The following is a 25,137-nucleotide window of genomic DNA, read 5'->3' on the forward strand; positions in this document are numbered from 1 at the left end:
ACAGCTACCCTTTCAATACTTAACACACCTTCAATGAAAGACATACAAAAAGAAGATATTCAAATCCTTAGCAGGTATAGCAATCTCAACGAAAAGGAGATCAATACTCTTCTTAAAAACAATATTTACAGCAGCCAGGAGGCCTGGCTAAAATTTCTTAAATTACTCCTTTTCAGCCTGGGAATTGGGTTTACGGTATCCGGAATTATTTTTTTCTTTGCCTATAATTGGGCAGAATTACCAAAATTCGCAAAAATAGGGTTAACAGAGACCTTAATCATTGCCACCACAGGTTTAGCTTTACTTCCTAAAATAAATAATAACATCAGAAATATGATTCTCACCGGTGCGGCTGCCCTTGTGGGAGTTTTGTTTGCCGTATTCGGGCAGGTTTATCAAACCGGTGCAGATGCATATGATTTCTTTTTAGCATGGACAATTTTTATCACACTTTGGGTTATCATATCAGACTTCGCTCCTTTATGGCTTCTTTATGTCGTTTTAATCAATACTACTCTTATTTTATATTCAGAGCAGATAGCCAAAGACTGGAATGAAAGTATCATTATACTCCTCCTTTTTATTCTTAATACTGTTATTTTGATAGGTTCTATCCTACTTTCTCATTATAAAAAGCTCAGCATTCCCAATTGGTTTACCAACATTTTATCACTGGCAGTGGTCAGTATATCAACCTTTGGGCTTTGTCTTGATTTTGTGGACAGCCACAAAACTTTATTATCTTTTTTAATTCCGCTCAGCATTATTACCTACGCTTTAGGTATCTGGTATGGCTTTAAAACAAAAAACAGCTTTTATTTTGCCATTATCCCTTTAAGCCTTGTCATTATTATCTGTTCTTTATTGTTTAGAATAGGAGACGATGAAGATATATTAAATGAAGGTATGTTCTTATTAGTATTTGTTTTCGTTATTGCGAGCATCACCCTTATCATTAAAAATTTGATGAACCTTCAAAAAAAATGGAAAAATGAGAAATAAAGAAAATATAAAAGAGCTGATGCATCATCTTCGTTCAGTAAGTGACAGGGAGATTCGTTTTGATGAAGAAGCAATTATGGCTGCCTATGAAGAGAAAAGTACCAATCATCAATCACTGTCTATCAAAATATTATCTGTTTTTGGTGGAATTATGGCCTGTCTTGCCTTTTTAGGCTTTATTTTTATGGTTCAGGTTTTCGAATCGCAAATAGGAATCGGAATATTAGGAATGGTCTGTATTGCAGGATCCTCTTTTATCAGCAGAATAGCTGGAAAAACAATTATAGATACTCTGAGCGTCTCTTTTTTTATTACCGGTTTTTCACTTCTTGGTATTGCCCTCTCTACGGAAGGTGATAGCATCTATCCCGTATTCATAATCCTTGCATTGTGTACTTTATTTCTGGCACAAAACTATATTCTTTCCTTTATTTCCGTATTAATTATCAATGGAAGTATATTTGCTTTTGCCCAGATTAATCAGATTTTTACGCTTACACATGCTATCATTATTCTTCAGGCGCTCATTATCACTTTCCTGTTCCTGTGGGAAGCAAAAATAATAACTAAAAACAAAGTGTTATCTAAACTGTATGATCCGGTTCGCACAGGAATGGTCTTTTCCTTCATAGTTACCCTTGCCTTTTTAGGGTTCAAATCTTTTTTTCGCATTGGCAATGAAGAGCATTACTATTATGGCTCAATACCATCTGTTGTCATTGTTATAGCCATTCTTTATGTTGTTTCTCATCTGTTCAAAACATTACAGGTTACCGATACAACTTATAAGATATTTCTGTATGTTCTTACTGCTTTATTTTTATTGCCTGCTTTATTAACACCAACCATACCGGGAGCAATTCTCATTATTCTGCTGAGTTTTTCAGTCAACTACAAAACCGGATTTGTTTTAGGAATCATTGCTTTACTCATCTTTATCGGGAGGTTTTATTATGATCTTAATTTCACTTTATTAACCAAATCCATACTTCTGTTTACCTCAGGAATTATCTTTCTGGCAATCTATTTCTTTACCCACAAAAAACTGTCAGCACATGAAAAAATATAAATGGCTTATTATCATTGTCAATCTTGTTCTCTTATTGGTCTATTTCAATTATTCAGTGGTAGAAAAAGAAGACCTATTAAAAAATGGACAGCCCATTTTATTAAAGCTAGCCCCTGTAGATCCCCGTTCACTGATGCAAGGCGATTATATGAGCTTGCGATATGACATTTCCAATAACATTAATGCTGAAAAGATCCCAAGTCGTGGATATTGTGTAGTAACACTTGACCCAAAAGGTGTAGCACAATGGGTACGTTTTCAAAAAGACACAACCCCTCTGAAAACTGGTGAACACCTCATCAAGTACACTTCACCCAATCAATGGAACATTAATATTGGAGCAGAATCTTTCTTTTTTCAGGAAGGACATGCCGATAAATATGATAAAGCAGCTTATGGCGGGGTCAAAACAGACAAAGATGGAAACAGTGTATTAGTTGGATTATATGATGAACAATTAAAACAGATTCAATAAAATCCATTCATACCAAAAAATAGACTAAAAACCACTCCTACTTGTGAGTGGTTTTTTATTTTAGAAACCAACCCTTCATTGATAAATCCTATCAAAAAATTCTTTTCTATCTCGAAAAAACTCCCGAAATTAGCGACTTGTGCATTAAATGTATTCAATGAAATAAAAATTTAAATTAATACATACAGTAAAACTTAGTATAAGTTTTCTTCGGGGCAGGGTGAAATTCCCTACCGGCGGTTACAGTCCGCGACTCCTTTCATTTGAAGGGACTGATTTGGTGAAATTCCAAAACCGACAGTTAAAGTCTGGATGGGAGAAGAAAATGAGACGTACGGTAAGGTCCTTCGCAGGCCCTTATGGTATCGTATTTCATTTCCATGTACCGAAGACTATTTTAACTTTTAAAAGTAAAATAACATGGAAAAATTATTAGAACAATTCGGAGCAACCTCCAAAGAACGTGTAGAAAAAGCACTTTCAACATTACAACAGGGAAAAGGTATTCTTTTAGTAGACGATGAAAACCGTGAAAATGAAGGTGACATCATCTTTCCCGCTTCCACTATTACAGAACAGGACATGGCGCTTTTGATCCGCGAATGCAGCGGTATCGTTTGCTTATGCATTTCCGAAGAAAAAAGTAAGCATCTTAACCTGCGTCCGATGGTGGAAAACAACAATTCAAAAAATCAAACTGCATTTACCATTTCCATTGAAGCCAGAGAAGGAGTAGAATCCGGAGTTTCGGCAAAAGACCGTGTAACAACCATCAGAACTGCTGTTGCCGCAGATGCCTTAGCCGAGCATATTGCAAGCCCTGGGCATGTATTTCCTCTGATCGCTAAAAAAGATGGGGTATTTGAAAGACGTGGGCACACAGAAGGAAGTGTAGACCTTGTAAAAATGGCTAATCTTGGTGATGATGCTGTACTTTGCGAACTGACCAATGAAGATGGTTCCATGGCAAGACTTCCGGAAATCGTAGATTTTGCTATGAAAAAAGGAATGAGCGTAGTAACTATTGAAGACATCTACGCGTACCGAAAAATGGTTATGAGCAACTAGACATCAATCCATTTAATGCACAAAATAGCCGCCCGACATTGTTGGGCGGTTTTTTATTTAATTATCTCATTAAAAATAAGTTAACATAAAAAATTATTTCATCTTTTTAACTAACTTTAATAAAAAATTTGACCATGAAAAAATCTATCCTTTTTTTGTTGGGAACTTCTGCAATGTTTTCAGCTCAGATCACGCTTACAAAAGCTTCCCATGATCCTATCCTCAATGATATTGTGGATAACAGACTTATTACCGGAGCTGTGGATAACTCTGCAACCGGAGCCAATGTAACATTTTCAAACGGAAGTCTTACTTTGGGAACACCTGCACTTGTTAGCTATTTAACGCCTTCAGCCAGTGAAATAAATACTTTTCCCGGCTCCAATATTAAAATGGTTGAAGGAGCAACCGCTATACTCTATAAAGCCTCGTCAACAAAACTAGAGATCACAGGAATTGTAAATCCTCAGGTTACACTGAACTTAAGTATGGATAATGGAACTTATATCAACTACCCTACTGCCTTCGGGCCTGCACAGACTGATGCTGCCAAGGGAACATTTACTTCTTCCGTAATCAATGGAATATGTGTAGGAACCACATCTGTTCAGGCAGATGCTTATGGTACATTAATTCTTAGTGGCCAGACTTATAATAATGTCCTTAGAGTAAAATTTATACAAAATTTCAGTTTACATTTACCTACCGACCTAACATTTACTAATCCTTTGGGTACTGTTACCAATACGGCATATTCTTATTACGATGCCAGTCACAGATATCCGTTGCTCAGTTCTACCAGCTTAAATATTTCGGTCCCTATATTAGGGATTAATCAGACGACTTCAACTGCAATGGCTTTGAATATGGCAACACTGGCAGTAAGTAATACCGTCAAAAAAGAAAGCTTCGGTGTATATCCTAATCCAGCTCAGGACTTCATTAGATTCAAAGGAAATACAGAAGGGTATTCAAAAGCGAATATCTACGCTCTGGATGGAAAACTCATTAAAACAGCTGATGTAAATTCAGGAAATATACAAATCTCAGATCTTCCGCCAGCTTCTTATTTTATTGAAATCAGTGGAAAAAATTCTGAAACTAAAAAGAATCTAAAGTTCATCAAGAAGTAACATAAAAAAATCTCGTTCAAAGTTGATGAACGAGATTTTTTTCGATCCTCAGAGAACGCTAAACATTAAAAAGTAGCAGCCGGGGCAGTATCATTATTCAGCTTTTTCTGGATCTCAGTTTTCTTTCCTTTAGAAAAGTCATAGCTTATTCCCAGAACAAACATGGATTTATTGTTCATGATCTGTGTATGAAGTCGATAATCCACTAAGCTTTCAGATAAACTTTTTGTTTTATATTCAGAGGGCATTCCCATCCAGTACATTCCTGTGGAAAAAGTAAAGTTTTTATGTTTATAGCTAATAAAAATATTATTCTGGTTTTCATTGGTATTCAGAAAAGCGCCGCTTAAGCTATACGTTGGAATATTAAACTGATATTGTGCTGAAAAGTTTTTATATTCTGAAGACAACACAAAATAATTTCCAAAATAATCATTTTTAATCACTGCACCGGTACTGGTCTTTACCATTTCGAAAGTAGGAGCTAAATTAGCCTTTATCACCAGCAGATTATTACCGAAGGGCTTATAAGAACCTGAAATAAAAGCTCCCACCTGCTGAGAATACTGCCCGTTTTCATAAGTCAGCGCATACCCTCCAAAAGTATCGTCTAAAATATAATACTGATTGATGACCCGATCTGTGTAAGAATAGGATACATTTAAATTAAAATCAAAATACTTGTTGTTTAATGAATAGGTTAAATTATTGGTCCATTTCTGTTGAGACTTAAGAAAAGGATTTCCTTTCTGTACAATATTGGGCGCCAGCTGCACAACATTACTACTGAGAGCACTGCTCACAGGGCTTATAGGTTTATAGCTGCTTGTAAAACGGAGACTTTGATTATTTTTAAGTTGATAAGCCAATACTAATTTCGGAGTAAATGACCATTCATCAAAAGTATTTTCTGCACTTTTATTATGAATATTCGTCAACCCTATTCCAATCCGATAGCTGAATTTATCTATTTTTCCTGCAAATTCACTGTAAAGATATTGCTCCAGATACGTAACTTTATATTGAGAATATCCTGAAAGATTATTCAGATCATTGGATATTGACGAGTTTGAAATACGATATCCTGATGAAAGTTTCCCGGCTGCAAAATCATGGGTATGTGCCAACTCTCCTACCAAACTGGTCTGTTTTGCTTTTAAAACCATGTCATTATCATATACAGATAGACCGGTTCTTGTCACCCACTCTTTAGCCATTTCTGAAGAATGGGTAGTATAATCAGAACCTACAGCGTTAATACTCAGTTCATCCTTAGTTCCTATTTTTTTAGAATAATAAATATCCAGTTTAGGTGTTACATACTCTGAACCGTTATTTTTAAACATAGAATGTTCTTCAGCAGCATTGTCTACCGTGAAAATACTTTGCCCTGTTCCTTTTGAAAAACGGTTAAAAATATTCATATTCAGTTTTACCTGAAAAGCATAATCATCAGGAACCAACCGGGTATAACGCAATGCTACAGTCTGAAAAGTATATCCGAAATGATCTTTTCTATCCTCATTAGACCTGTAATGCTGACCATCCAGCTGATAATCGTAAATACTGTTGACCCTTCTGTCTGTGTAATCTCTTAAATTAATAGAATATTCCAGTCCTATATCATTCTTACCTTTTGTATAATTAGCGTAAGCAGATGCATTTACAAAACCCGTATTCAATGCTGAAGATCCTTCCGCTCCAAAAACATATCCTGTTTCAGTAGATCTTGTCAGAATATTCACTACAATATCGGCTCTGGTAGCCCATCTCGCCGGTGGAATATCATAATACTCTACTTTCAACACTTCACTGGGTGCAACACTTCGGATCTGCATATCTGTAGCCTCTACTCCGTTAATCAGAAATAAAGTAGAGCCTCCTTTGGTACTTGTAATGGTATTGGAAACCGGATCCAGCTGCAGTTCCGGGAGTGTACTCAGTAAATCTTTTGCATACCGGGCTCTTTCCAGCGCTTCTTTATCAAAAGTATACACTGCCTTATCAGCAAACTGCTTTTTGCGCTGTGCTTTTACAATGACTTCCTGAAGTTCTTTCGTTCCGGAGGTACTCGCTGTATCATTTTTAGTTTCCTGCGAAAAAGTCAGAGTTCCACAAAGAAAACAAATCGTGTATATCGTTTTTTTCATATCAGAAATGGATTATACTTTTAGGACAATCTATTGGTGGAATGCATTACATTGATTTTAATTTTAAAATAAAAAAGTATTGCCACTATTAAGGATTTTGGTATTTTTTTCTATTAGCTTAAATTATTATGTTAAATTCAGCCCGTTTTTTGCTGCTACTTTTTTATCCTAAAATATAAGATTATGAAAAAAGTAATCCTATTCTTCCCATTTCTTCTGTTTTCAGCATTGGAAGCACAGGAGAACCAGAACATTCCTACTGAGAAGATGAACATCATCAAGACGAATGTTACTGCTTACGCATTCAGAAATATCAATCTGTCTTATGAACGCGCTTTTAACCAATGGTTTTCGCTGAATATTGGTTTCGGAACTATGCCGGAAGGAAAGGTCCCTTTCATTAACGCATTCCTGAAAGATAAGGATGAAAAAAGATTTGAAAATCTAAAGGTAAAAGCTGCCAATTTCACCATTGAACCAAGGTTTTATATTGGAAAAGGCTACGGAAAAGGATTTTATTTTGCTCCTTATTACCGGTATTCTGATGTTTCTTCCAATACTTTTGATTTCTACTATGACTATAATGGCCCTGATGGAAACACGTATCAGATTCCTCTTAAAGGTCAGGGAAACACCAAAGGGAATAGCGGCGGACTTATGGTAGGGGTACAGTTTTTCCTTACCAGAAGTCAAAACCTGGTCCTTGATTTCTGGATTGCAGGGGCTCATTACGGAAGCGGAAAAGGCGATTTTACAATGACCTCAGATTATGTTCTAACTCCGGATATGCAGGCACAATTAAAAAAAGAAATAGAAAATTTAGATATTCCGTTTGTAAAATATACTGTAGAGACCAATGCCAACGGAGCCAAAATAAAAGTGGACGGACCATGGGCCGGTTTCAGAAGCGGACTTTCTTTGGGGTACAGGTTTTAAAAAAATGTAATAAAAGCTCAAAATCACAACAAATTATTCTTTTATGAACAGTTTTTTTTATCTTTATAACAAACAATTGTTTATTTTGGATCAGTACCGATATGAAAATCCTTATCATAGAAGATCATAAAGAACTTGCAGCGAATACGATAGATTATCTCAAAAAAGAGGATTATGTCTGTGAAGTAGCTTCTACTACAAAAGAAGCTTTAGAAAAAATTGAACTTTTTGAATACGACTGTATTCTTCTAGATCTTATGCTGCCTGACGGTAACGGACTGGATATTTTAAAACATATTAAAAATGACAGTTCGCAGACAAGTGTCATTATTGTTTCCGCAAAAAACTCACTGGATACAAAACTGACGGGATTAGATGATGGAGCAGATGATTATATTACCAAACCTTTTTCTCTGCCGGAACTTCATTCAAGGATTAAAGCAGTTCTCAGAAGAAGAACTCCTGAAATGAATCACCTTCTTACTTTCAATGAAATTACAATAGACCTGGAAGCTAAAGAATGTAAAATCAATGATCAGTCAGTTAATCTTACAAAAAAAGAACTGCATCTTCTCATCTATTTTATCAACAATCAAAACAGAATGCTCTCCAAGCAAGCTATTGCAAGCCATTTATGGGGAGATTACACCTATAGCATTGATAATATAGATTTCGTTTACCAACATTTAAAAAATTTACGCAAAAAAATTCTTGATGCAGGCGGACATGATTATCTTCATACAGTTTATGGATTGGGTTATAAATGGATTGATCAATGAATTTAAGTTTCCGCTTTGCCAGAGCATTCACCATTTTGGTATTCTTCGTCCTTATCACTGGATTTGCTATTCTTTATTTTGCTTTTGAAAGAGCAACCATGCGATCTGCTATTCTCAAGCTCGAGGATCTGAATGCTTATGTGGCCAATAAACTGGAACAGAATCCTAACTATGATTATCTTACTGCACACCATCGGCAAACCCAGGTCAAAATTCTTCCGTTTACGTCCCAGGTCACTAAAGAAAAAATAATTGAAGAAAAATATATCTGGAATAAAAGCATCCAATCATATATCAACAAGATTACTGTAGTTACCTATCCTGTCATTCATCAAAAAAAATATGCTATAAAAAGTGTACGGTACATTACCATTATTGAAAACGATTTTCTGATCAGTCTTATCATGGTTGTTGCATGGATTATGGTTTTCCTTATTATTCTCACTATTATTGTCAGCGTTCTGGTTTCCAAAAAAATACTTGAACCGTTTTATCGCGCAATGGATGAAATCAAAAAATTCAGACTGAAAGACAGCCGTCCTATGAACCTGATGGAAACCCAGACAGAAGAATTTAAATCATTGAATACGTTTCTCATAAAAATGTCTGAAAGCTCTAAAAAAGACTATCATCTATTGGAGGAATTATCAGAAAATACTTCTCATGAACTTCAAACTCCTTTAGCTTCTATTAAGGGAAAAATAGAACTCCTTATAGACAGTGAACTCTCGGAAAACCAACTCATCACCCTTTCTTCAATGAATGATGAGCTGGACAGGCTTTCATCTATCAATCAATCTCTGATTCTTTTAGCCAAACTGGACCATTTTGAAAAAACAGATTCACAACTTATCAATTTTTCAGAACTACTGAAAGCCCGATTGCAGTACTTTGAAGATCTGTTTGAAATTCAGAACCTAACCCTGATACAGGAAATTCAAGAAGAGGTATTTCTTAATTTTGATACCAATTTAGCTAGTATTGTTATCAATAACCTCATCAATAATTCCAAACGACATAATATCGATCACGGAAAAATCTCTGTAGTCCTTACAGAGACTTATTTACAGATTTCAAATACCGGAAATCCCCCTACCGTTTCTACGGAGGAATTATTTAAAAGATTCAAGCGTGGAAACCCTAATCAAAACTCCATTGGGATCGGTTTGGCGCTGGTGAAGAAGATTTTAGAGATTTATAATGCAGAAATATCTTATCATTTTGAGAACAACCTCCATATCACACGTATCGATTTCTCAAAACAAACCACTGATTAACAAAAAGATAACAATAAAAATTCAAATTCTGTAAAAACTTCAGAATTTCTTCAGAATTTATATATTGTTTAGGTGCAAACAAAAGCACTTATGAAAAAACTGCTCTTTATTTTTAGTGTAATGGTCATGCAATACTGTTATAGCCAGGATACAATCAGTATCAAAAAAAATCCTGAAGAAAACTCTTCTGAGAAAAATCCTTTGGATATCGGAGAGCTTAAAATCAAGCTCAACTCCAAAGGCGATCAATGGATAAAGTTTGGTATTTCCAGCCAGATCTGGCTCCGGAGTATCGAAAATAATCCAGGAACCAGTGTGAATGGAGTTCCCCAGGAACAAACATACGATGCCGGAATCAGGAGAATGAGATTAACGATTCAAAGTCAGGTGACTCCTTTTTATTCTGTTTTCTTACAAATGGGTATTAACAATCAGAATTTCATCTCAGGTGGTGGAACTGGTACTGGAAACAACGGAGCCGGAAAAAAGGCACCGTTCTTTTTCCATGATGCTTATAATGAACTGGCTATTATTCCAAGAAATAATTTTCAGACAGGAAAACCCAATAAGAATAACCTTTATTTGGGAGCAGGTCTGCATTCCTGGAATGGGGTCAGCCGTCTTACCAATGCCAGTACAACCAAAATGCTTGCAGGGGATCTTCCTATTTTCAATTTTCCTTCTATTGAAATTGCCGATCAGTTTTCAAGACAACTGGGAGTGTTTGTCCATGGAGAATTTGACAGACTTAACTACAGGTTCAGCGTCAACAAACCTTTTGCTACCAATCTAAAACCGGTAGTTGGAGGGCCTGCAGTAGACAATAACCAAAGTGGAAAATTGTCTTATTCGGGATACGCATTTTACCAGTTTTTTAATAAAGAAACTACTGTCACCTCTTTTTTATCCGGAAACAATCTTGCAGCCAAAAAAGTTCTGAATATCGGTGCCGGTTTCTACACCAGCAAAGATGCTACACAAAGCCAGCCATCAGAAAATGTTTTTGCATCCCATCCATCCAACACCTTTGGAGCTGATATCTATTCAGAAATACCCTTAGGAAATAAAACTAAAGAAATGGGGCTTACCTTCTATTCGGTATTTTACAATTACAATTACGGACCTAATTAACCTGAGTTCGGTTTAAGCAAAATTTAAAAATAGTTGACCGTCATTTACTTTTTTTAAGTTAAGTGACGGTTTTTTTGGAAAGAAACAATATGCTGTTAGCCCTCCCAAGATATTCATTATAAAATTGTTCACACTTCGGTGTCTGGTGTGTTCAACCTGACAGTGATTCTTTAGTTCGTCATTTATGGTTTCAATGATAGCTCTTTTTCTAAGCAAAATCTTGTCTTCCATTGTCATTATGTGATTTTTCATATTCTTTCTAAGTTTGGTAAAGAGTTGAATACCATCTGCAAAAAGCATCTCCCACAAGGCTTTTGAGAGATACCCTTTATCGGCAAACAACTTCCCAAACAATTGCTTGGTCATTTTCTTAATATGTTTCGGATTTCGGTCATCCACATTTCCTTTTGTCAAATAAAAGGATAAAAGTTCTCCTTTTTCATTGCATACCAAATGTAGTTTGAAGCCGTAAAACCAGCCCATTGAGGACTTTCCGCGTTCTGCGAAACCTTTGAAAACTTTATGATTATGTATCCTTTGGTTTCTACAGACTTTCAAAGTTGTACTGTCCATAAAGCTGATTCCTGTGCATTTTCCAAGACATTTTTCTTTCAAAAACAAGACAAAAACAACAAAACATCTTTGTTGGAGCTCGATAAACCTGTTGTAGGAAAGCCTATTTGGAAATAAATCTTTCCAATATCCACAAACTACTTCCTGATAGTAATGTTTAAATGTTTTGTGAGCTCCCAAATGAAAGCCTATCATGATTGTGATAATTTCAGAATCAAACATTTTTGAAGTTCTGTTTCTTCTTTTCTTGCTGTCTCCTAATGCTTCTAGCTTTAATTTTTTAATTTGCGCATCAAACTCTTTACAAAAATCATCAATTTGTACAAAAATATTTGTAATTTGGTCTTTCAAATTCATAGCAATAAATCGTTTAAATATTTGAATGTCAGAAACTTAAATATACGAATTATTGCTATTTTTTACAAAGTTTATCTCAATTATTATCCCGAACTCAGGTTAATTACTTAAGGATGAGCGGACTTCTCAATCCCGGTACTCAGGATCCTGCATTCATTGGCCAAAGAGCATTGGAAGGTGCCGGAAATAACAGGGTTTTGATGGGAACAGGAAATATCTGGTTTTCCCAGGCAGGCTTTGTTATTCCAAAATTCAGCAACGTTTTAAAAATTCAGCCATTTTTCAACTATGCTCTTAAAAATATGGAAGCTCTCAACCAAAACGGAAGCTATTATGATGTGGGTGCTAATTTTTATTTATATGGTCAAAATGCAAGAATTGTTGCTCAGTATAGCAGCAGACCATTATATGATATTGCCTCCAAAACTATTTTTGACAGAAAAGGTGAATTTCTACTGTCTCTTCAAATTGTACTTTAAAAAATTTAATATCTTACTTATATGAATACTACTCCAATTACTACTGCTCAAAGAATCAAAGCCATCGTGGGAGGATCTATAGGAAATCTCGTAGAATGGTATGACTGGTATGCCTACGCTGCTTTTGCAATTTACTTTTCAAATTCTTTTTTCCCGGACTCCGACCTTAATGCCCAATTGATGAATACTGCAGGGATTTTTGCTGTTGGTTTCCTCATGCGTCCTATCGGAGGATGGTTATTTGGAAGTATCGCCGACAAAATCGGAAGAAAGAAAGCAATGACCCTTTCGGTCTTGTTGATGTCATTTGGATCTCTTCTTATTGCCCTTACTCCAACTTATGAAACCATAGGAATTCTGGCTCCCATCCTGCTTTTAATTGCAAGATTATTACAGGGGCTCAGTGTAGGAGGAGAGTATGGGGTTTCAGCAACGTATCTCAGCGAAATGGCTACGGAAGACAGAAGAGGCTTTTACTCAAGCTTCCAATATGTAACCCTGATTGGTGGGCAGCTGATTGCACTTGGGATTCAGCTGATTTTACAGAAATTTTTGTTAACAGAAACTCAACTGGAAAACTGGGGATGGAGAATTCCCTTTGTCATTGGCGCTATGCTTTCTATTATAGCATTATATCTTCGTGCTAATCTTCATGAAACAGAAGCTTTTGAAAACAAAAAAGAAGTTAATGAAAAGAAAAAGGGAACTATTAAAGAGCTTCTCAAACATCCTAAGGCTTTGCTTACTGTGATAGGTCTTACGTTGGGAGGAACGTTGGCATTCTATACATATACAACCTATATGCAAAAATTCCTGGTGAATACAGTTCATCTTACCAAGGAACAGTCTACCCTTATTTCTTTCGTTTCCTTATTTATTTTCGCCTGCCTTCAGCCTGTATTCGGAGGTCTGTCTGACAAAATAGGAAGACGTCCGCTCCTTCTAGGCTTCGGTGTATTTGGAACAATATGTACCGTTCCGCTTCTCACCGCACTAAGTACAACCACTTCCATGTGGACTGCCTTTTTTCTGATCATGGCTGCATTGATCATTGTGAGTGGATATACCTCCATTAATGCAGTGGTAAAAGCAGAACTTTTTCCTTCTGAAATAAGGGCTCTAGGTGTGGGGCTGCCTTATGCTATTACAGTAGCTGTTTTTGGAGGAACAGCAGAATATATTGCACTTTGGTTTAAAAAGATTGGATCTGAAGAATATTTCTACTGGTACATTACAGGCTGTATCTTATTTTCTCTTGTGGTATATATTGGAATGAAGGATACCAAGAATTCTTCAACACTGGATAAAGATTAATCTTATAAACTCTATAAAGAAACGGGCGCCACAGATTCTCTGTGGCGCCCGTTATATTTTAATGATAAGCCTGTTTAAATTTTTCTATGATACTGTCCAGATTATGGCGCTGAACATACACAGTCTTCACCTCTTCATATCGCGGTGATTTGTAGAAAACCTCATGAAAATCCATGCTTCCGTTTCCTACTTTTACTACTTTCTGCACTTCAATATTAAGTTTTTTTAACTCATCTTTAAAGCCTTTAAATTCATCTTCTATACTACTGCTCATTTATATTTTTTAGTTTTTCGTTAAAAATTCCATTTTTTGCCTACTCACCCCATCACTTCCCGGGGTAGCGACTTAAACTTTCAATAAAATTAATAATTTTTTCAAATATAAACACCATTAAGTTATTATTTTTTTATTTTATTCATTAAAAAAGCCAAAACTTAATCCATTCCATAACCCTAATTAATCACCAATAAGAGAGGAAAACTGAATAAACAGCCCTCCATATCGTGGTATTTGTGATTTTTATCATATCGATTATAAAAACTTTAGCCACATAAAAATTATTGATAAAAAAAAATTAAGCGCCCTCTTTCCTTTACAGTAAAGGTCTTCAAAGCAGAAAAAATATTTTTTCAAAAAAAAATAAAAATAATAGTGTAACATTTTAAAAAGGTTCGTCTCTAAAAGACAAATAAACCTTAAAACTTTAGAAATCATGAAAAAATTCACATTCCTTCTTATCATCATGTTATTTTTTGCAGCAGTATGTAATATATTTGGTCAGGAAAAAAAATACCCGTTTGAAGTAAAAAAATCCGGCAAGGGAAAACAGTCTTTAATTCTGATTCCAGGATTTGCTTCTTCAGGAGAGGTGTGGAACGAAACGACTGCAAAGTTTGAAAAAGATTTCACCTGCTATACATTAACCATGGCAGGATTTGCAGGAGCAAAACCTGATGCTGATGCCAGCTTCAAAGATTGGGAAAAAGGAATTGCTGCTTATATAAAGACTCATAAAATTGAAAAACCCGTTATCATTGGACACAGCATGGGTGGTGGTCTTGCTTTGGCTATTGCAGCAGACTATCCTGAGCTGGTGGGGAAAATTGTGATTGTAGATGCTTTACCTTGTCTGGCAGCAATCTCTAACCCTAATTTTACGTCTAAGGAAAACAACGACTGTTCTTCAACCGTTAATAAATTTACAGCAATGACCGATGAACAATTCCGTCAAATGCAGACCCAATCTATTCCACGCCTTCTGGCAGATACTTCTATGCAGAATACAGTGATTGACTGGAGTATGAAATCTGACAGAAAAACATTCGCTAAAATGTACTGCGATTTCTCTAATACCGATCTTAGAGAAACCATCAAGAACATACAATGCCCCTCTCTTATTCTTCTGGAATCTTATTTTGTATTTATGAAACCTTCGATTGAAGCACAGTATACTCATCTTAAAAATGCTAATTTTCAATATTCTACAAAAGGGCTCCATTTCATTATGTATGATGATAAAGAATGGTATTTCAATCAGCTTAATAACTTTTTATCTTCGAAATAATGGTGTTTGAGGATATTTATGAACTCTACTGGCAAAAGATATTCCGCCTCTGCATGGGATATGTAAATGATACTGATGCTGCTCAGGATCTTGCTCAGGAAACATTTATCATTGTCTGGCAGCAGCTCCCGAAATTCAGGAATGAATCCAGCATCGGAACATGGATTTTCAGAATTGCTTCCAACAATTGTCTCCGGCAGATTGAAAAGGAAAAAAGATTTTCCAAAACAGATCTCCCCGTCAACCTGGAAGAAAAAAAGCAGGAATCTATGGAACCTCAGATACAATTGCTGTATCAATTTATTTCAGAACTTCCCGAAACAGACAGAATTATCATCTCTCTGGAACTGGAAGAAGTAAAACAGGCTGAAATAGCTCAGATCACAGGACTTTCGGAAGCTAACATCCGGGTAAAAATTCACAGAATCAAAGAAAAATTAACACAAAAGTTTAGAAACAATGGATACTAATATCGATTTTAAAAATATCTGGAAACAGCAGACGTCTCCAAAGCCCAATATAGAAGAACTTCTTAACAGACTGAAAAAGTTTAAAAATGAAAATCTTCGCAAACTGATCCTTACCAATACCCTACTGATTGCAACCTGCTTGTGTATCGCTTTTATATGGTATCATTATCAGCCTCAACTTATCAGTACAAAAATTGGAATCGTGCTTGTGATTCTGGCTATGGTTATTTTTCTGTTGGCTTATAACAGAATGTTTACAGTCTTTTATAAAATTGACAACACTCAATCCAATCATGAATACCTTCAAAATTTATATCAGGTAAAGAATCAACAAAAATTTATGCAGACCACCATGCTTAACCTGTATTTCATCATGCTGTTTTCAGGAATATGCCTTTATATGTATGAATACACCTCAAAAATGTCATCTGTTTCAGGAATTTTAGCGTACGCTGTAACCTTAATATGGATAGGCTTCAACTGGTTTTATATCAGACCTAAAACAATAAAGAAGCAAGAGGGAAAAATTGACGGATTAATTAATAAATTTGAAGAAATAAATAATCAGCTAAAAGACTAATGAATTCTTCCGACAATAAAAACCATTGGGAAAATGTGTATGAGACTAAAAATCCGGATCAGGTAAGCTGGACTCAGAAAAAGCCTCAGACCTCACTTGATTTTATTAATTCCTTCGGATTGGGAAAAGAGGCTAAAATCATAGACATTGGCGGTGGAGACAGTAATCTGGTTGATTTTCTGCTTGAAGAAGGCTATGAAAATATCACAGTACTGGATATCTCTGTCAAAGCTTTGGAAAAAGCAAAACAAAGATTGGGTGACAAAGCTGATAAAATAAAATGGATTGCTACAGACATTACCGCTTTTCAACCTACAGAAACTTATTACATCTGGCATGACAGAGCAGCTTTCCACTTCCTGACTACTCCGGAACAGGTCTCAAAATATATTGATATTGCAAAGAAAAACATTACCGGCTATCTGGTCTTGGGAACTTTTTCCAAAAACGGACCTGCCAAATGCAGCGGTCTGGATATTCAGCAATATGATGAGGAATCTCTTTCTGAAAAATTTACAGAAGGTTTCGAAAAAATACAATGTATTACTGAAGATCACACAACCCCTTTCGAGACTATTCAAAACTTTATTTTCTGCAGTTTTAAAAAGCGCTGATCTTTATCGTTTTTTTATTTATTTTTGGTGAATAAAAACAACACTTTAAATAAATAACTTTGAAAAAACTATTATTTCTGCTTATTACAGCAACTTTATCTTCGAACTTTTATTCACAGAATGTAGAATTTCTAGAGTGCGGAACTGATGAACTAATGAAAAAACATTACGCAAAGTTCCCGAACGAAAAGATCCAGGATGACGCCTTCAATCTGGAATTATCTAAAATGATAAAAACTGGAAAACTGGCCGCAAAGAATGGTCAGAATCAGGTATATGAAATTCCTATCGTTGTACATGTGGTAGGAGATGGAAGCCCAATAGGAAATGTTAATAACAAGTCTGATGCAGATATTATTGCCTGGGTAAATTATACCAATGGTGTTTTTGCAGGAAACTCATCCAGTGGAATGGCGGCTACAAGCTCTGCATTACCTGTAAAATTCGTTTTTGCGAAGATAGATCCTAATTGTAATCCAACTAATGGAATCAATAGAATTGATGCTTCAGCACTTCCAAAATATGTAAGTGGCGGAGTAAATGACGACAATACCACCAATGCTGTCCTTGCAACAGAAATTACTGCTATGGGGCAATGGGACACGAACAAGTATTACAACATCTACGTTGTTAAAAAGCTGACTTCAAGCGCAGGAGCATTGAATGGATATGCTTATTATCCAGGGGGAAGCAATGATTATTCTTTTATGGCAACCAGTGCTTCAGCAGTGAATGCACAAACTTTGGCTCACGAATTTGGTCATGCTTTAGGTTTAAGACATACTCACGAAGGTTATAATGCTACTACCGGAGACTGCCCTGTAAATACCGACTGTACTTTGAATGGTGATTTGGTATGCGACACCGAACCTATGAAAAGTCTTTATCATTCTTCTGTTCCAAGAAACTGTCAAACCGGACAAATCAATCCTTGCACCAGCCTGGTATACGCTGGTGGAGAAAGAAATGTAATGTCTTATACTTTTTGCTTTAGAGATTTGTTTACACAGGGACAAACAGATCGTGCAACAGCACAACTTCTTAAGTTCAGACAATCCTTAATCAACTCTCCGGTTGCTGCCAGTACAACCCCTAATAATAATGTATCCCTTACCAGCGCATGTACTCCAACAACAATAAGCACTCCTGGAAATTATAATATAGGAATCACTTCAGTAAAGTTTGGAAGTATTAATAACTCCTCCAACAATTACAAACAGGCCATCAATAATTTCTATGAAAACTTTACCGGAAGCTACTGCCTGGGGACCAGTAAAACAACAATTCCTAACAATACGGCAACCACAATCACTGTTGCTCCGGGAACAAGCAACAACCACACTATAAAAGCATATATTGACTACAACAATGATGGTCAGTTTGATGAAACTACAGAGCTAATTTTGAACCAAACAGGAGTAGCGAGTGGTTCATTGGCTACCGCTTCTGTAACCCCACCTTCCAATGCTGTATTGAATACCCCTTTAAGAATGAGAGTTATTGGTGATGCAGGTATCGTCATTACATCATGTTACACACCAAAATATGGACAGGTAGAAGATTATTCTGTAACCATAGTACCACAGGCATCATTAGCTGTAAACGATGTGGCTTCAAAGAATAATTCATTCATCACCAAGGATGAAAGTTCAGTGTATGTAAAAAGTGATTCCAAAATTTCTTCATTACATATCTATGATGCATCAGGAAAACTATTGGTTGACAAAGCTGATATCAACAGTTCAGAATTCAGAGTACCAATCAATCAAAAGAACACCATCATCACGGTGAATGCAGTTCTAAAGGATGGAAAAGTAATGACAAAAAAATTACAATTCTAATCACTTCAATAACAAAAAAGAGAGCGTAAAGCTCTCTTTTTTTATGGTTTTAAATAATCTTTTATTTTGATTCTTTTTCTTCTTCCAGTTCTACTTCATGACGCAGCTGGGCTTTATATAAAGTAGCGTAATAACCATTCCTATCCAAAAGCTCAAGATGCTTCCCTTCTTCTACAATTTTACCATGCTCCATTACAATAATCTTATCTGCTTTTTCAATCGTGGAAAGCCTGTGGGCAATAATAATAGACGTTCTGTTTTTAGTAATTTTTTCTGTCGCTCTCTGGATCAGTTTTTCACTTTCATGATCGATGGAAGAAGTTGCTTCATCCAGAATCAGAATTTTTGGATCAGATAAATATGCTCTTAAGAACGATAGTAATTGTCTTTGTCCTAATGAAATGGATGAACCTCTTTCACTTACTACATAATCATATCCACCTGGAAGCTGCTCTATAAACTGATCTACTTCAATCTCTTTAGCTCCAGCCTTTATTTTTTCAAGGGTAATGCTATCATCACCGAAAGCAAGGTTTTCAAAAATACTTCCATGGAAAAGGAATACATCCTGCAATACTACTCCGATGTGGCTTCTCAAATTATATAATTCATAGTCTTTCAAATCCACATCATCGATAAGAATATTTCCTGAATTGATATCATAAAGCCTTGTAATCAAGCTGATAATTGTAGATTTCCCGGCACCCGTTGCTCCTACAATGGCAACAGTTTCTCCCGGATTCACTTTAAAATCGATCCCTTTTAGTACTTCCTGTTTTTCATCATAGGCAAAATGTACTTTCTGAAATTCAATTTTACCGGCAAAGTGGTCTTTTTTCACGGTTCCTGTATTGGTCATCGAATTTTCTTCATCCATTAATCCCAATACTCTTTCCGCTCCTACAATTCCTCTCTGAATATTGTTGAAACGGTCTGCAATCTGCCTTAAAGGGCGGATCAGCATTGAAATATATTGAATAAAAGCGATCACCACCCCGGCACTGATCGTAATATATCCACCATAAAACAGGATAAACCCTATAAATAGTGAAGAAATAAGTTCTACTACCGGAAAGAATAATGAGAAGATGAAAACAGTTCTCAGTAATGCACTTTTCAGGGTAATATTAATATCATCAAATTTTTTAAATTCAGATTCCTGTCTGTTGAATACCTGAATAATTGACATTCCCGCCAGTCTTTCCTGTACAAATGAATTTTGTGTAGAGGTCCAATTCCTTTCGTCTCCAAAAGCTTTCTTTAATCTCTTTTGAAAAAATCTTGTAATGACAACCATTAAAGGCAGAATTGCCAATGTAATATAACTTAGGTGAACATTCGTATTGAACATCATGATCAAAACAAATACAATTCTCAGAATATCTCCGAAAACCATCAGGAAACCATCTGTATAAACGGTAGCAATTGTTTCCACATCCCCTACGGCACGGGTTACCAATTGACCAATTGGTGTTTTATCAAAAAATGATGTTTTAAAATAAATCAGTTTGGAATATAGTCTTTCACGGATATCACGAATTACATTCTGTGAAATAAAATTAGAGAAATAAACCAGGAAAAAGTTCAGAATTGTTTCCGCAAATACCAATCCCACAAGGATATAGATATGCTTCATCATCACGGCTTTATCCTGCAGCTTTGTGATATCATTATCTACCACTTCCATCGTAAGATATGGTCTATAGGTAGAAACTATTGAAAGTATGACGGAGATGATTAAGGTAAGGATGAACCAAGAACGAAACTTCATTCCGATAAAGAACAGCCTTTTAACAATTCCCCAGGTATCTTGTTTTTTCATTATACGAATAGAAGAAAAGAATTAAAATTCTATGCAAAAATAAGATTTTATAAGTTGCCAGCCTGTACAACTTTTGTAAATCACCATAGAAAATATAAGATATCTATCATTTACAGAATGAATATCTTTTGTAGATAACTTTGTTTGTACTGAGATTATTCAAACATTTAAAAAACTTATTTTTATTTCTGTGAAGCTTCTGAAGCTTCCCCTATCTTCTGGATTTCCATGGATGGCTTTTGCAGATTCTCTTTTTTATATTTTTGTTCAAGAAGCAGATAAACTCCCCAGACAGCCAAAAGAGAAATTAACCACCCGACAAGATTCGCTGCGGAAAATCCTGTATAATTCATATTATTTGCAGCATCAGGGTCTGTGGAAGCGATATAAACTCCGTAAGACATTCCTAAAATGATCTGAGTCCCGAGATAAACTCCTATAGCCAAAAGGCCAAGCTGCCATTTTACTTTTCCGAATTTTTCAGCTAACCGTGCATAATACCGGTAAGCTCCAATGAGAATAAAAATTGATAACATGACTATAGTTTTTTAGTTTTTATTTAAAATTCATAGCCTACATCCACAAGATATAATCCGTGGGCAGGAGCAGAAGTTCCGGCAGCGTTCCGGTTTTTATCCTCAATAACCCTTCGCAGATCTTCAGGTTTCAGTTTTCCGGTACCAATTTCTACCATTGTGCCTACAATAGCACGAACCATATTTCTTAGAAAACGGTTGGCTGAAACTGTGAATTTCAGTTCTGTTCCGTTCTGTTCCCATTCTGCTTTATACATTTTGCAGATATTGGTTTTATTGTCGGTTTTTAATTTGGCAAAACTGGTAAAATCCTCATATTCAAAAAGAATTTTACAGGCTTCATTCATTGTATCGATATCCATAGGTCTTTTCCAGTGCTGCCACGCAGATTCCTGAGTAAACGGATTTTTCGAAAGCGAAATATAATATTCATACGTTCGGTACGTTGCATCAAAACGGGCATGAAAATCATCTTTCACCTTAAAAATTCTTTTAATGGAAATATCTGGCGGAAGAAAACTGTTCAGCCTGCGTGGAAGTTCATCACTCAGCTCCTGATCTGTATCAAAGTGTGCAAATATTTTTTTTAGCATGAACACCGGTATCTGTTCTTCCGGCCCCTGTTGTTTTAATCTCTTCTCTTAAAATGGTGGAAAGTGCTTTTTCCAATTCTTCCTGCACGGAAATAGCATCCGGCTGTATCTGATAGCCGAAATAATTCTTTCCGTTGTAAGAAAATTCTATAAAGTATCTCAATGTATGGGTATAACTCCACAAAAATACTTTAATTTAACGAAATATTTGTTGAAAAGTCTTTGATAATATTACTCCTATGCTTATGAAAATTCCTATTTTTGCATTCGTATGAAAAGATGGTACCTTTATCCTTTTTCCCTTGCTTATCATATGGTAACGGGTATCCGAAACACAATGTATGATCTGGGGATTTTTAAATCGACAAAATTCAAGACACCGATAATCAATGTCGGAAATCTTTCTGTGGGCGGAAGCGGAAAATCACCCATGGTGATGTATCTTGCTCAGTTCTTATCCAAACATTACAGAACCGGAGTCCTGTCACGAGGCTACGGAAGGCTCACCAAAGGCTATGAAGTAACGAATTATGAGAGCAACTACAAAATTGTAGGAGATGAAGCCATGCAGCTTTTTGAACGCTTCAAAAACCGTTTTGTGATTGCTGTTTCAGAAGAACGTGTTCCCGGAGCCAAAAAAGTGATCGAAGATATGGATCTTGGAGCGCTGATATTGGATGATGCGATGCAGCACCGTGCCATTAAAGCAGGATTCAATATTTTGATGACTGATTTTAACGATCCGTTTTTTAAAGACTATCTTCTTCCTGCCGGAGACCTTAGAGAATCCCGAGCCGGAGCCAAAAGAGCAGATATCATCATGGTAAGTAAATGCCCTGATGAACTGACGGAAGAAACCAAAAGGTATTATATTTCAAGGATCAGGCCTTCTTATAACCAAAAAGTATTCTTTTCATCCATTGGTTATGACGAGAATGTATACGGAAAAGATAAAATGCTTCCGGATAACAACCTGAACTATTACGATATTTTATTAATTACCGGAATTGCGAATCCTAAACCGCTTCTGGAACATCTGGGGAAATTTTCAAAAAGGGTTACCCATCTGAAATTTAGAGATCATCATAATTTTACGGATGATGATATTAAAAAAATCCTTGCGGAGTATAAGAAATTAGGAGAATATAAGCTGATATTAACCACAGAGAAAGATTACGTCCGTCTGAAAACTTTTGATTATCTTAGAGAAATTGTTTACTACTGGCCTATCAATGTTGTTATTGATAAGAAGGAAGAATTCAATCAAATCATCTTAGATTATGTTAGAAAAAATTCATGAGACAGCTGATTTCATTAGAAATATCATTCAGGACACTCCTGATTTTGCTGTTGTTTTAGGATCCGGACTTGGAAAACTGCAAAATGAAGTAGAACCAATCCATGTTTTAGAGTACAAAGACATCCCTAATTTTCCACAGACTACTGTTGCCGGACATACCGGAAAACTGATCTACGGAATTCTGGAAGGGAAAAAAGTACTGATGATGAGTGGCCGTTTTCATTATTATGAAGGACATTCTATGGAAACTGTAACTTTTCCTATCAGAGTTTTTTATTTGCTGGGAATTAAAAACCTTGCTCTTTCTAACGCTTGTGGCGGAGTAAACCCTGATTATAGCATTGCAGATATCGTTATTTTAAAAGATCATATCAATATGATGCCTGAACATCCGCTTCGTGGAAAAAATATCGATGAACTAGGCCCACGTTTTGTGGACATGAGCGAACCTTACAATAAAAAAATGATTACTGTAGCAGAACAGGCTGCTGCAGAAAATAATATTAAAATCCATCAGGGAATCTACGTTGCCCTGCAGGGTCCTACTTTTGAAACGCCTGCCGAATATGGAATGATTAAAGCCATTGGCGGTGATATGGTAGGAATGAGTACCGTTCCTGAAGTAATTGTTGCCAGACACATGGGCATGGAGGTATTTTGTATTTCCGTGATTACTGATCTTGGTGGACCGGATATTGCTTTCGCTGTTTCTCACGAAGAAGTTTTGAATGCAGCCAATAAAGCTATGCCGAATGTTATCGCAGTAGTGAAAGGCTTGATTAGAGACTATCAATAGAAATCTTCAATAATATAAATTTTTCCTAATTCATAAAAAATCAATATCAGATTGCAACACATTGCTTAGTTTTGTGTAAATGAAATTGTAGAATGAAAAAGCTGTTATTAATTTTTATGGTAGGTATGTTTGGCTTGAGCTATTCACAAAAAATTCCTACTGCTCTTAAAACCGGATTTTCCAAAGAAGCTCTAAAGCAAAAGCTGGAAGATGAGGAAGGAAAAACAATTACCATCCAGGAAATTCTGGATCAGCATAAAGGAAAAGTTTTAGTCATCGACTTTTGGGCCGGATGGTGCAGAGACTGTCTTCAGGCATTACCAAAAGCTGAACTCTTAGAAAAAAACAACCCTAATGTTGATTTTGTTTTCCTATCTCTGGAAAGATCTAAAGAAGGATTCGATAAGAGCCTTGTAAGATTCAATATGAAGGAAAAGGACAACTATTGGTTTGCATCAGGCTGGAAAAATGATTTCAATAATTATGTGGATCTGAACTGGATTCCAAGATATATGATTATCGATCAAAAATCGGCTATCGCAAAATATTATGCTATTTCTCCGGAAGATCCTGAGATTCAGCAGACCATAGATAATCTTTTAAAATAATTTTCAACATCTCAAAAACCTTGAAGTTTAAATACTCTATAAAAGTAGAATGTTTAAACTTCACTTATTTTTTATACCATGATCATAAGAGAAGCAACAGAACAGGATTTAGAAATCCTTTTAACATTTGAGCAGGGAATTGTTTCTGCAGAAAGACCTTTTAACAGCACATTAATTGATGGCGAAATTCATTATTACGATCTGAATGAATTTATACAATCTCCGGACGCAATCTTAATTATTGCTGAAGAAAATAACGAAATCATCAGCTCAGGATATGCCCTTATCAAAAAGACAGAAAATTATTATTATAAATTTGAAAAATACGCTTATCTGGGGTTCATGTATGTGAAACCTGAGTACAGGGGAAAAGGTATCAATAAAATAATTACAGATAAACTGATCAGCTGGGCAAAATCCAGAAATATTTCAGAAGTGAGACTGGATGTTTACGCTGAAAATGAATCTGCTGTAAAAGCTTATGAAAAAGCAGGTTTTGAACCTCATCTTCTTACCATGAGACTGAAAGGGTAACAAGATGGAGACTGGAAGATGGGAGTGATTGACATGTTATTTATTACTATTCTGCCATTTAATCACTTTTCAATCAATTGGTCATACTTTTCCATATCGACCTTATTAACTTCCCTCTTCCAGCCTCTGGCTTCC

General features: G+C 35.8%; 25 protein-coding genes, 1 pseudogene and 1 riboswitch. Of the genes and pseudogenes, 20 read left to right on the plus strand and 6 right to left on the minus strand.

Features of this window, described 5'->3' with window-relative positions; all coding sequences use genetic code 11:
* Positions 1-33 precede the first annotated feature (33 nt).
* From CHSO_RS22455 to CHSO_RS22480, 5 genes are all read left to right on the plus strand, one after another.
* A complete protein-coding gene (locus CHSO_RS22455) occupies positions 34-1,002 on the plus strand; it encodes a DUF2157 domain-containing protein (protein WP_045501021.1) in 969 nt (322 codons plus the stop codon).
* Positions 992-2,071: a DUF4401 domain-containing protein gene (locus CHSO_RS22460; protein ID WP_045501023.1), complete on the plus strand. Its 1,080-nt coding sequence runs from the start codon at positions 992-994 to the stop codon at positions 2,069-2,071. Before CHSO_RS22455 ends, CHSO_RS22460 begins: the two co-directional genes overlap by 11 nt.
* Positions 2,058-2,546, plus strand: a complete 489-nt coding sequence (locus CHSO_RS22465) for a GDYXXLXY domain-containing protein (protein WP_045501025.1) — start codon at positions 2,058-2,060, stop codon at positions 2,544-2,546. Before CHSO_RS22460 ends, CHSO_RS22465 begins: the two co-directional genes overlap by 14 nt.
* Positions 2,547-2,748: 202 nt before the next feature.
* Positions 2,749-2,874, plus strand: a riboswitch (FMN riboswitch).
* 92 nt (positions 2,875-2,966) lie between these two features.
* Positions 2,967-3,614: a 3,4-dihydroxy-2-butanone-4-phosphate synthase gene (gene ribB, locus CHSO_RS22475; protein WP_045501029.1), complete on the plus strand. Its 648-nt coding sequence runs from the start codon at positions 2,967-2,969 to the stop codon at positions 3,612-3,614.
* A 134-nt stretch (positions 3,615-3,748) separates the two neighbouring features.
* Positions 3,749-4,747 carry a T9SS type A sorting domain-containing protein gene (locus tag CHSO_RS22480; protein ID WP_045501031.1) on the plus strand — a complete coding sequence of 333 codons (999 nt, stop codon included), beginning with the start codon at positions 3,749-3,751 and terminating at the stop codon, positions 4,745-4,747.
* Between the two features lie 65 nt (positions 4,748-4,812).
* Here CHSO_RS22480 and CHSO_RS22485 read toward each other — a convergent pair whose 3' ends face one another.
* The gene (locus CHSO_RS22485; RefSeq protein ID WP_045501033.1) at positions 4,813-6,897 is read right to left on the minus strand and encodes an outer membrane beta-barrel protein; all 2,085 of its coding nucleotides are present in this window, start codon (positions 6,895-6,897) and stop codon (positions 4,813-4,815) included.
* A gap of 183 nt (positions 6,898-7,080) precedes the next feature.
* Here CHSO_RS22485 and CHSO_RS22490 point away from each other — a divergent pair, with 183 nt between their 5' ends.
* The 4 genes from CHSO_RS22490 to CHSO_RS22505 all read left to right on the plus strand — a co-directional run bounded on the left by CHSO_RS22490 (position 7,081) and on the right by CHSO_RS22505 (position 11,020).
* Positions 7,081-7,833, plus strand: coding sequence for a DUF3575 domain-containing protein (locus tag CHSO_RS22490; protein WP_045501035.1), 753 nt, complete (start codon positions 7,081-7,083; stop codon positions 7,831-7,833).
* Positions 7,834-7,934: 101 nt separating this feature from the next.
* Positions 7,935-8,612, plus strand: coding sequence for a response regulator transcription factor (locus tag CHSO_RS22495; protein ID WP_045501037.1), 678 nt, complete (start codon positions 7,935-7,937; stop codon positions 8,610-8,612).
* The gene (locus tag CHSO_RS22500; RefSeq protein WP_045501039.1) at positions 8,609-9,889 is read left to right on the plus strand and encodes a sensor histidine kinase; all 1,281 of its coding nucleotides are present in this window, start codon (positions 8,609-8,611) and stop codon (positions 9,887-9,889) included. The genes CHSO_RS22495 and CHSO_RS22500 overlap by 4 nt, the downstream gene beginning before the upstream one ends.
* A gap of 90 nt (positions 9,890-9,979) precedes the next feature.
* Complete coding sequence (locus CHSO_RS22505; protein ID WP_144429016.1) at positions 9,980-11,020, plus strand: porin; 1,041 nt, start codon at positions 9,980-9,982, stop codon at positions 11,018-11,020.
* Between the two features lie 12 nt (positions 11,021-11,032).
* Here CHSO_RS22505 and CHSO_RS22510 read toward each other — a convergent pair whose 3' ends face one another.
* Positions 11,033-11,950, minus strand: coding sequence for an IS982 family transposase (locus CHSO_RS22510; protein WP_045492434.1), 918 nt, complete (start codon positions 11,948-11,950; stop codon positions 11,033-11,035).
* Between the two features lie 113 nt (positions 11,951-12,063).
* On the opposite strand from CHSO_RS22510, the gene CHSO_RS22515 reads away from it, so the two are divergent.
* On the plus strand, positions 12,064-12,429 hold the full coding sequence (locus CHSO_RS22515; RefSeq protein ID WP_045501041.1) for a hypothetical protein: 366 nt from the start codon (positions 12,064-12,066) through the stop codon (positions 12,427-12,429).
* Between the two features lie 21 nt (positions 12,430-12,450).
* Positions 12,451-13,743 (plus strand): MFS transporter, encoded by a 1,293-nt coding sequence (locus CHSO_RS22520; RefSeq protein WP_045501043.1) that lies wholly within the window; start codon positions 12,451-12,453, stop codon positions 13,741-13,743.
* Positions 13,744-13,801: 58 nt separating this feature from the next.
* Here the strand turns inward: CHSO_RS22520 and CHSO_RS22525 are convergent, their stop codons facing one another.
* A complete protein-coding gene (locus tag CHSO_RS22525) occupies positions 13,802-14,017 on the minus strand; it encodes a hypothetical protein (RefSeq protein ID WP_045501046.1) in 216 nt (71 codons plus the stop codon).
* Between the two features lie 439 nt (positions 14,018-14,456).
* Here CHSO_RS22525 and CHSO_RS22530 point away from each other — a divergent pair, with 439 nt between their 5' ends.
* Genes CHSO_RS22530 through CHSO_RS22550 form a run of 5 tightly spaced genes read left to right on the plus strand, consistent with a single transcriptional unit; the run spans position 14,457 to position 18,813 of the window.
* Positions 14,457-15,308 carry an alpha/beta fold hydrolase gene (locus CHSO_RS22530; protein ID WP_045501048.1) on the plus strand — a complete coding sequence of 284 codons (852 nt, stop codon included), beginning with the start codon at positions 14,457-14,459 and terminating at the stop codon, positions 15,306-15,308.
* Complete coding sequence (locus tag CHSO_RS22535) at positions 15,308-15,778, plus strand: RNA polymerase sigma factor (protein ID WP_045501050.1); 471 nt, start codon at positions 15,308-15,310, stop codon at positions 15,776-15,778. Before CHSO_RS22530 ends, CHSO_RS22535 begins: the two co-directional genes overlap by 1 nt.
* Positions 15,768-16,358, plus strand: a complete 591-nt coding sequence (locus CHSO_RS22540; protein ID WP_045501052.1) for a hypothetical protein — start codon at positions 15,768-15,770, stop codon at positions 16,356-16,358. Before CHSO_RS22535 ends, CHSO_RS22540 begins: the two co-directional genes overlap by 11 nt.
* Positions 16,358-16,972 (plus strand): class I SAM-dependent methyltransferase, encoded by a 615-nt coding sequence (locus tag CHSO_RS22545; protein WP_045501054.1) that lies wholly within the window; start codon positions 16,358-16,360, stop codon positions 16,970-16,972. The genes CHSO_RS22540 and CHSO_RS22545 overlap by 1 nt, the downstream gene beginning before the upstream one ends.
* 59 nt (positions 16,973-17,031) lie before the next feature.
* The gene (locus CHSO_RS22550; protein WP_045501056.1) at positions 17,032-18,813 is read left to right on the plus strand and encodes a M43 family zinc metalloprotease; all 1,782 of its coding nucleotides are present in this window, start codon (positions 17,032-17,034) and stop codon (positions 18,811-18,813) included.
* 61 nt (positions 18,814-18,874) lie between these two features.
* Here the strand turns inward: CHSO_RS22550 and CHSO_RS22555 are convergent, their stop codons facing one another.
* The 3 genes and pseudogenes from CHSO_RS22555 to truA form a co-directional block, all read right to left on the minus strand.
* Positions 18,875-20,635, minus strand: coding sequence for an ABC transporter ATP-binding protein (locus tag CHSO_RS22555; protein ID WP_045501058.1), 1,761 nt, complete (start codon positions 20,633-20,635; stop codon positions 18,875-18,877).
* 182 nt (positions 20,636-20,817) lie between these two features.
* On the minus strand, positions 20,818-21,171 hold the full coding sequence (locus CHSO_RS22560; RefSeq protein ID WP_045501060.1) for a hypothetical protein: 354 nt from the start codon (positions 21,169-21,171) through the stop codon (positions 20,818-20,820).
* A gap of 23 nt (positions 21,172-21,194) precedes the next feature.
* Positions 21,195-21,927, minus strand: a pseudogene (gene truA / locus CHSO_RS22565) (tRNA pseudouridine(38-40) synthase TruA).
* A 108-nt stretch (positions 21,928-22,035) separates the two neighbouring features.
* On the opposite strand from truA, the gene lpxK reads away from it, so the two are divergent.
* The 4 genes from lpxK (at position 22,036) to CHSO_RS22585 (ending at position 25,002) form a co-directional block, all read left to right on the plus strand.
* Entirely contained in the window at positions 22,036-23,064 is a 1,029-nt protein-coding gene (gene lpxK / locus CHSO_RS22570; protein ID WP_045501062.1) for a tetraacyldisaccharide 4'-kinase, read from the plus strand.
* Positions 23,045-23,860: a purine-nucleoside phosphorylase gene (locus CHSO_RS22575; RefSeq protein WP_045501063.1), complete on the plus strand. Its 816-nt coding sequence runs from the start codon at positions 23,045-23,047 to the stop codon at positions 23,858-23,860. The genes lpxK and CHSO_RS22575 overlap by 20 nt, the downstream gene beginning before the upstream one ends.
* A gap of 92 nt (positions 23,861-23,952) precedes the next feature.
* Positions 23,953-24,468, plus strand: coding sequence for a TlpA family protein disulfide reductase (locus CHSO_RS22580; RefSeq protein WP_045501064.1), 516 nt, complete (start codon positions 23,953-23,955; stop codon positions 24,466-24,468).
* A 78-nt stretch (positions 24,469-24,546) separates the two neighbouring features.
* Positions 24,547-25,002, plus strand: a complete 456-nt coding sequence (locus CHSO_RS22585; protein ID WP_045501066.1) for a GNAT family N-acetyltransferase — start codon at positions 24,547-24,549, stop codon at positions 25,000-25,002.
* Positions 25,003-25,137 lie beyond the last annotated feature (135 nt).

Source organism: Chryseobacterium sp. StRB126 (assembly GCF_000829375.1).
In the GTDB taxonomy this organism is placed as follows: domain Bacteria; phylum Bacteroidota; class Bacteroidia; order Flavobacteriales; family Weeksellaceae; genus Chryseobacterium.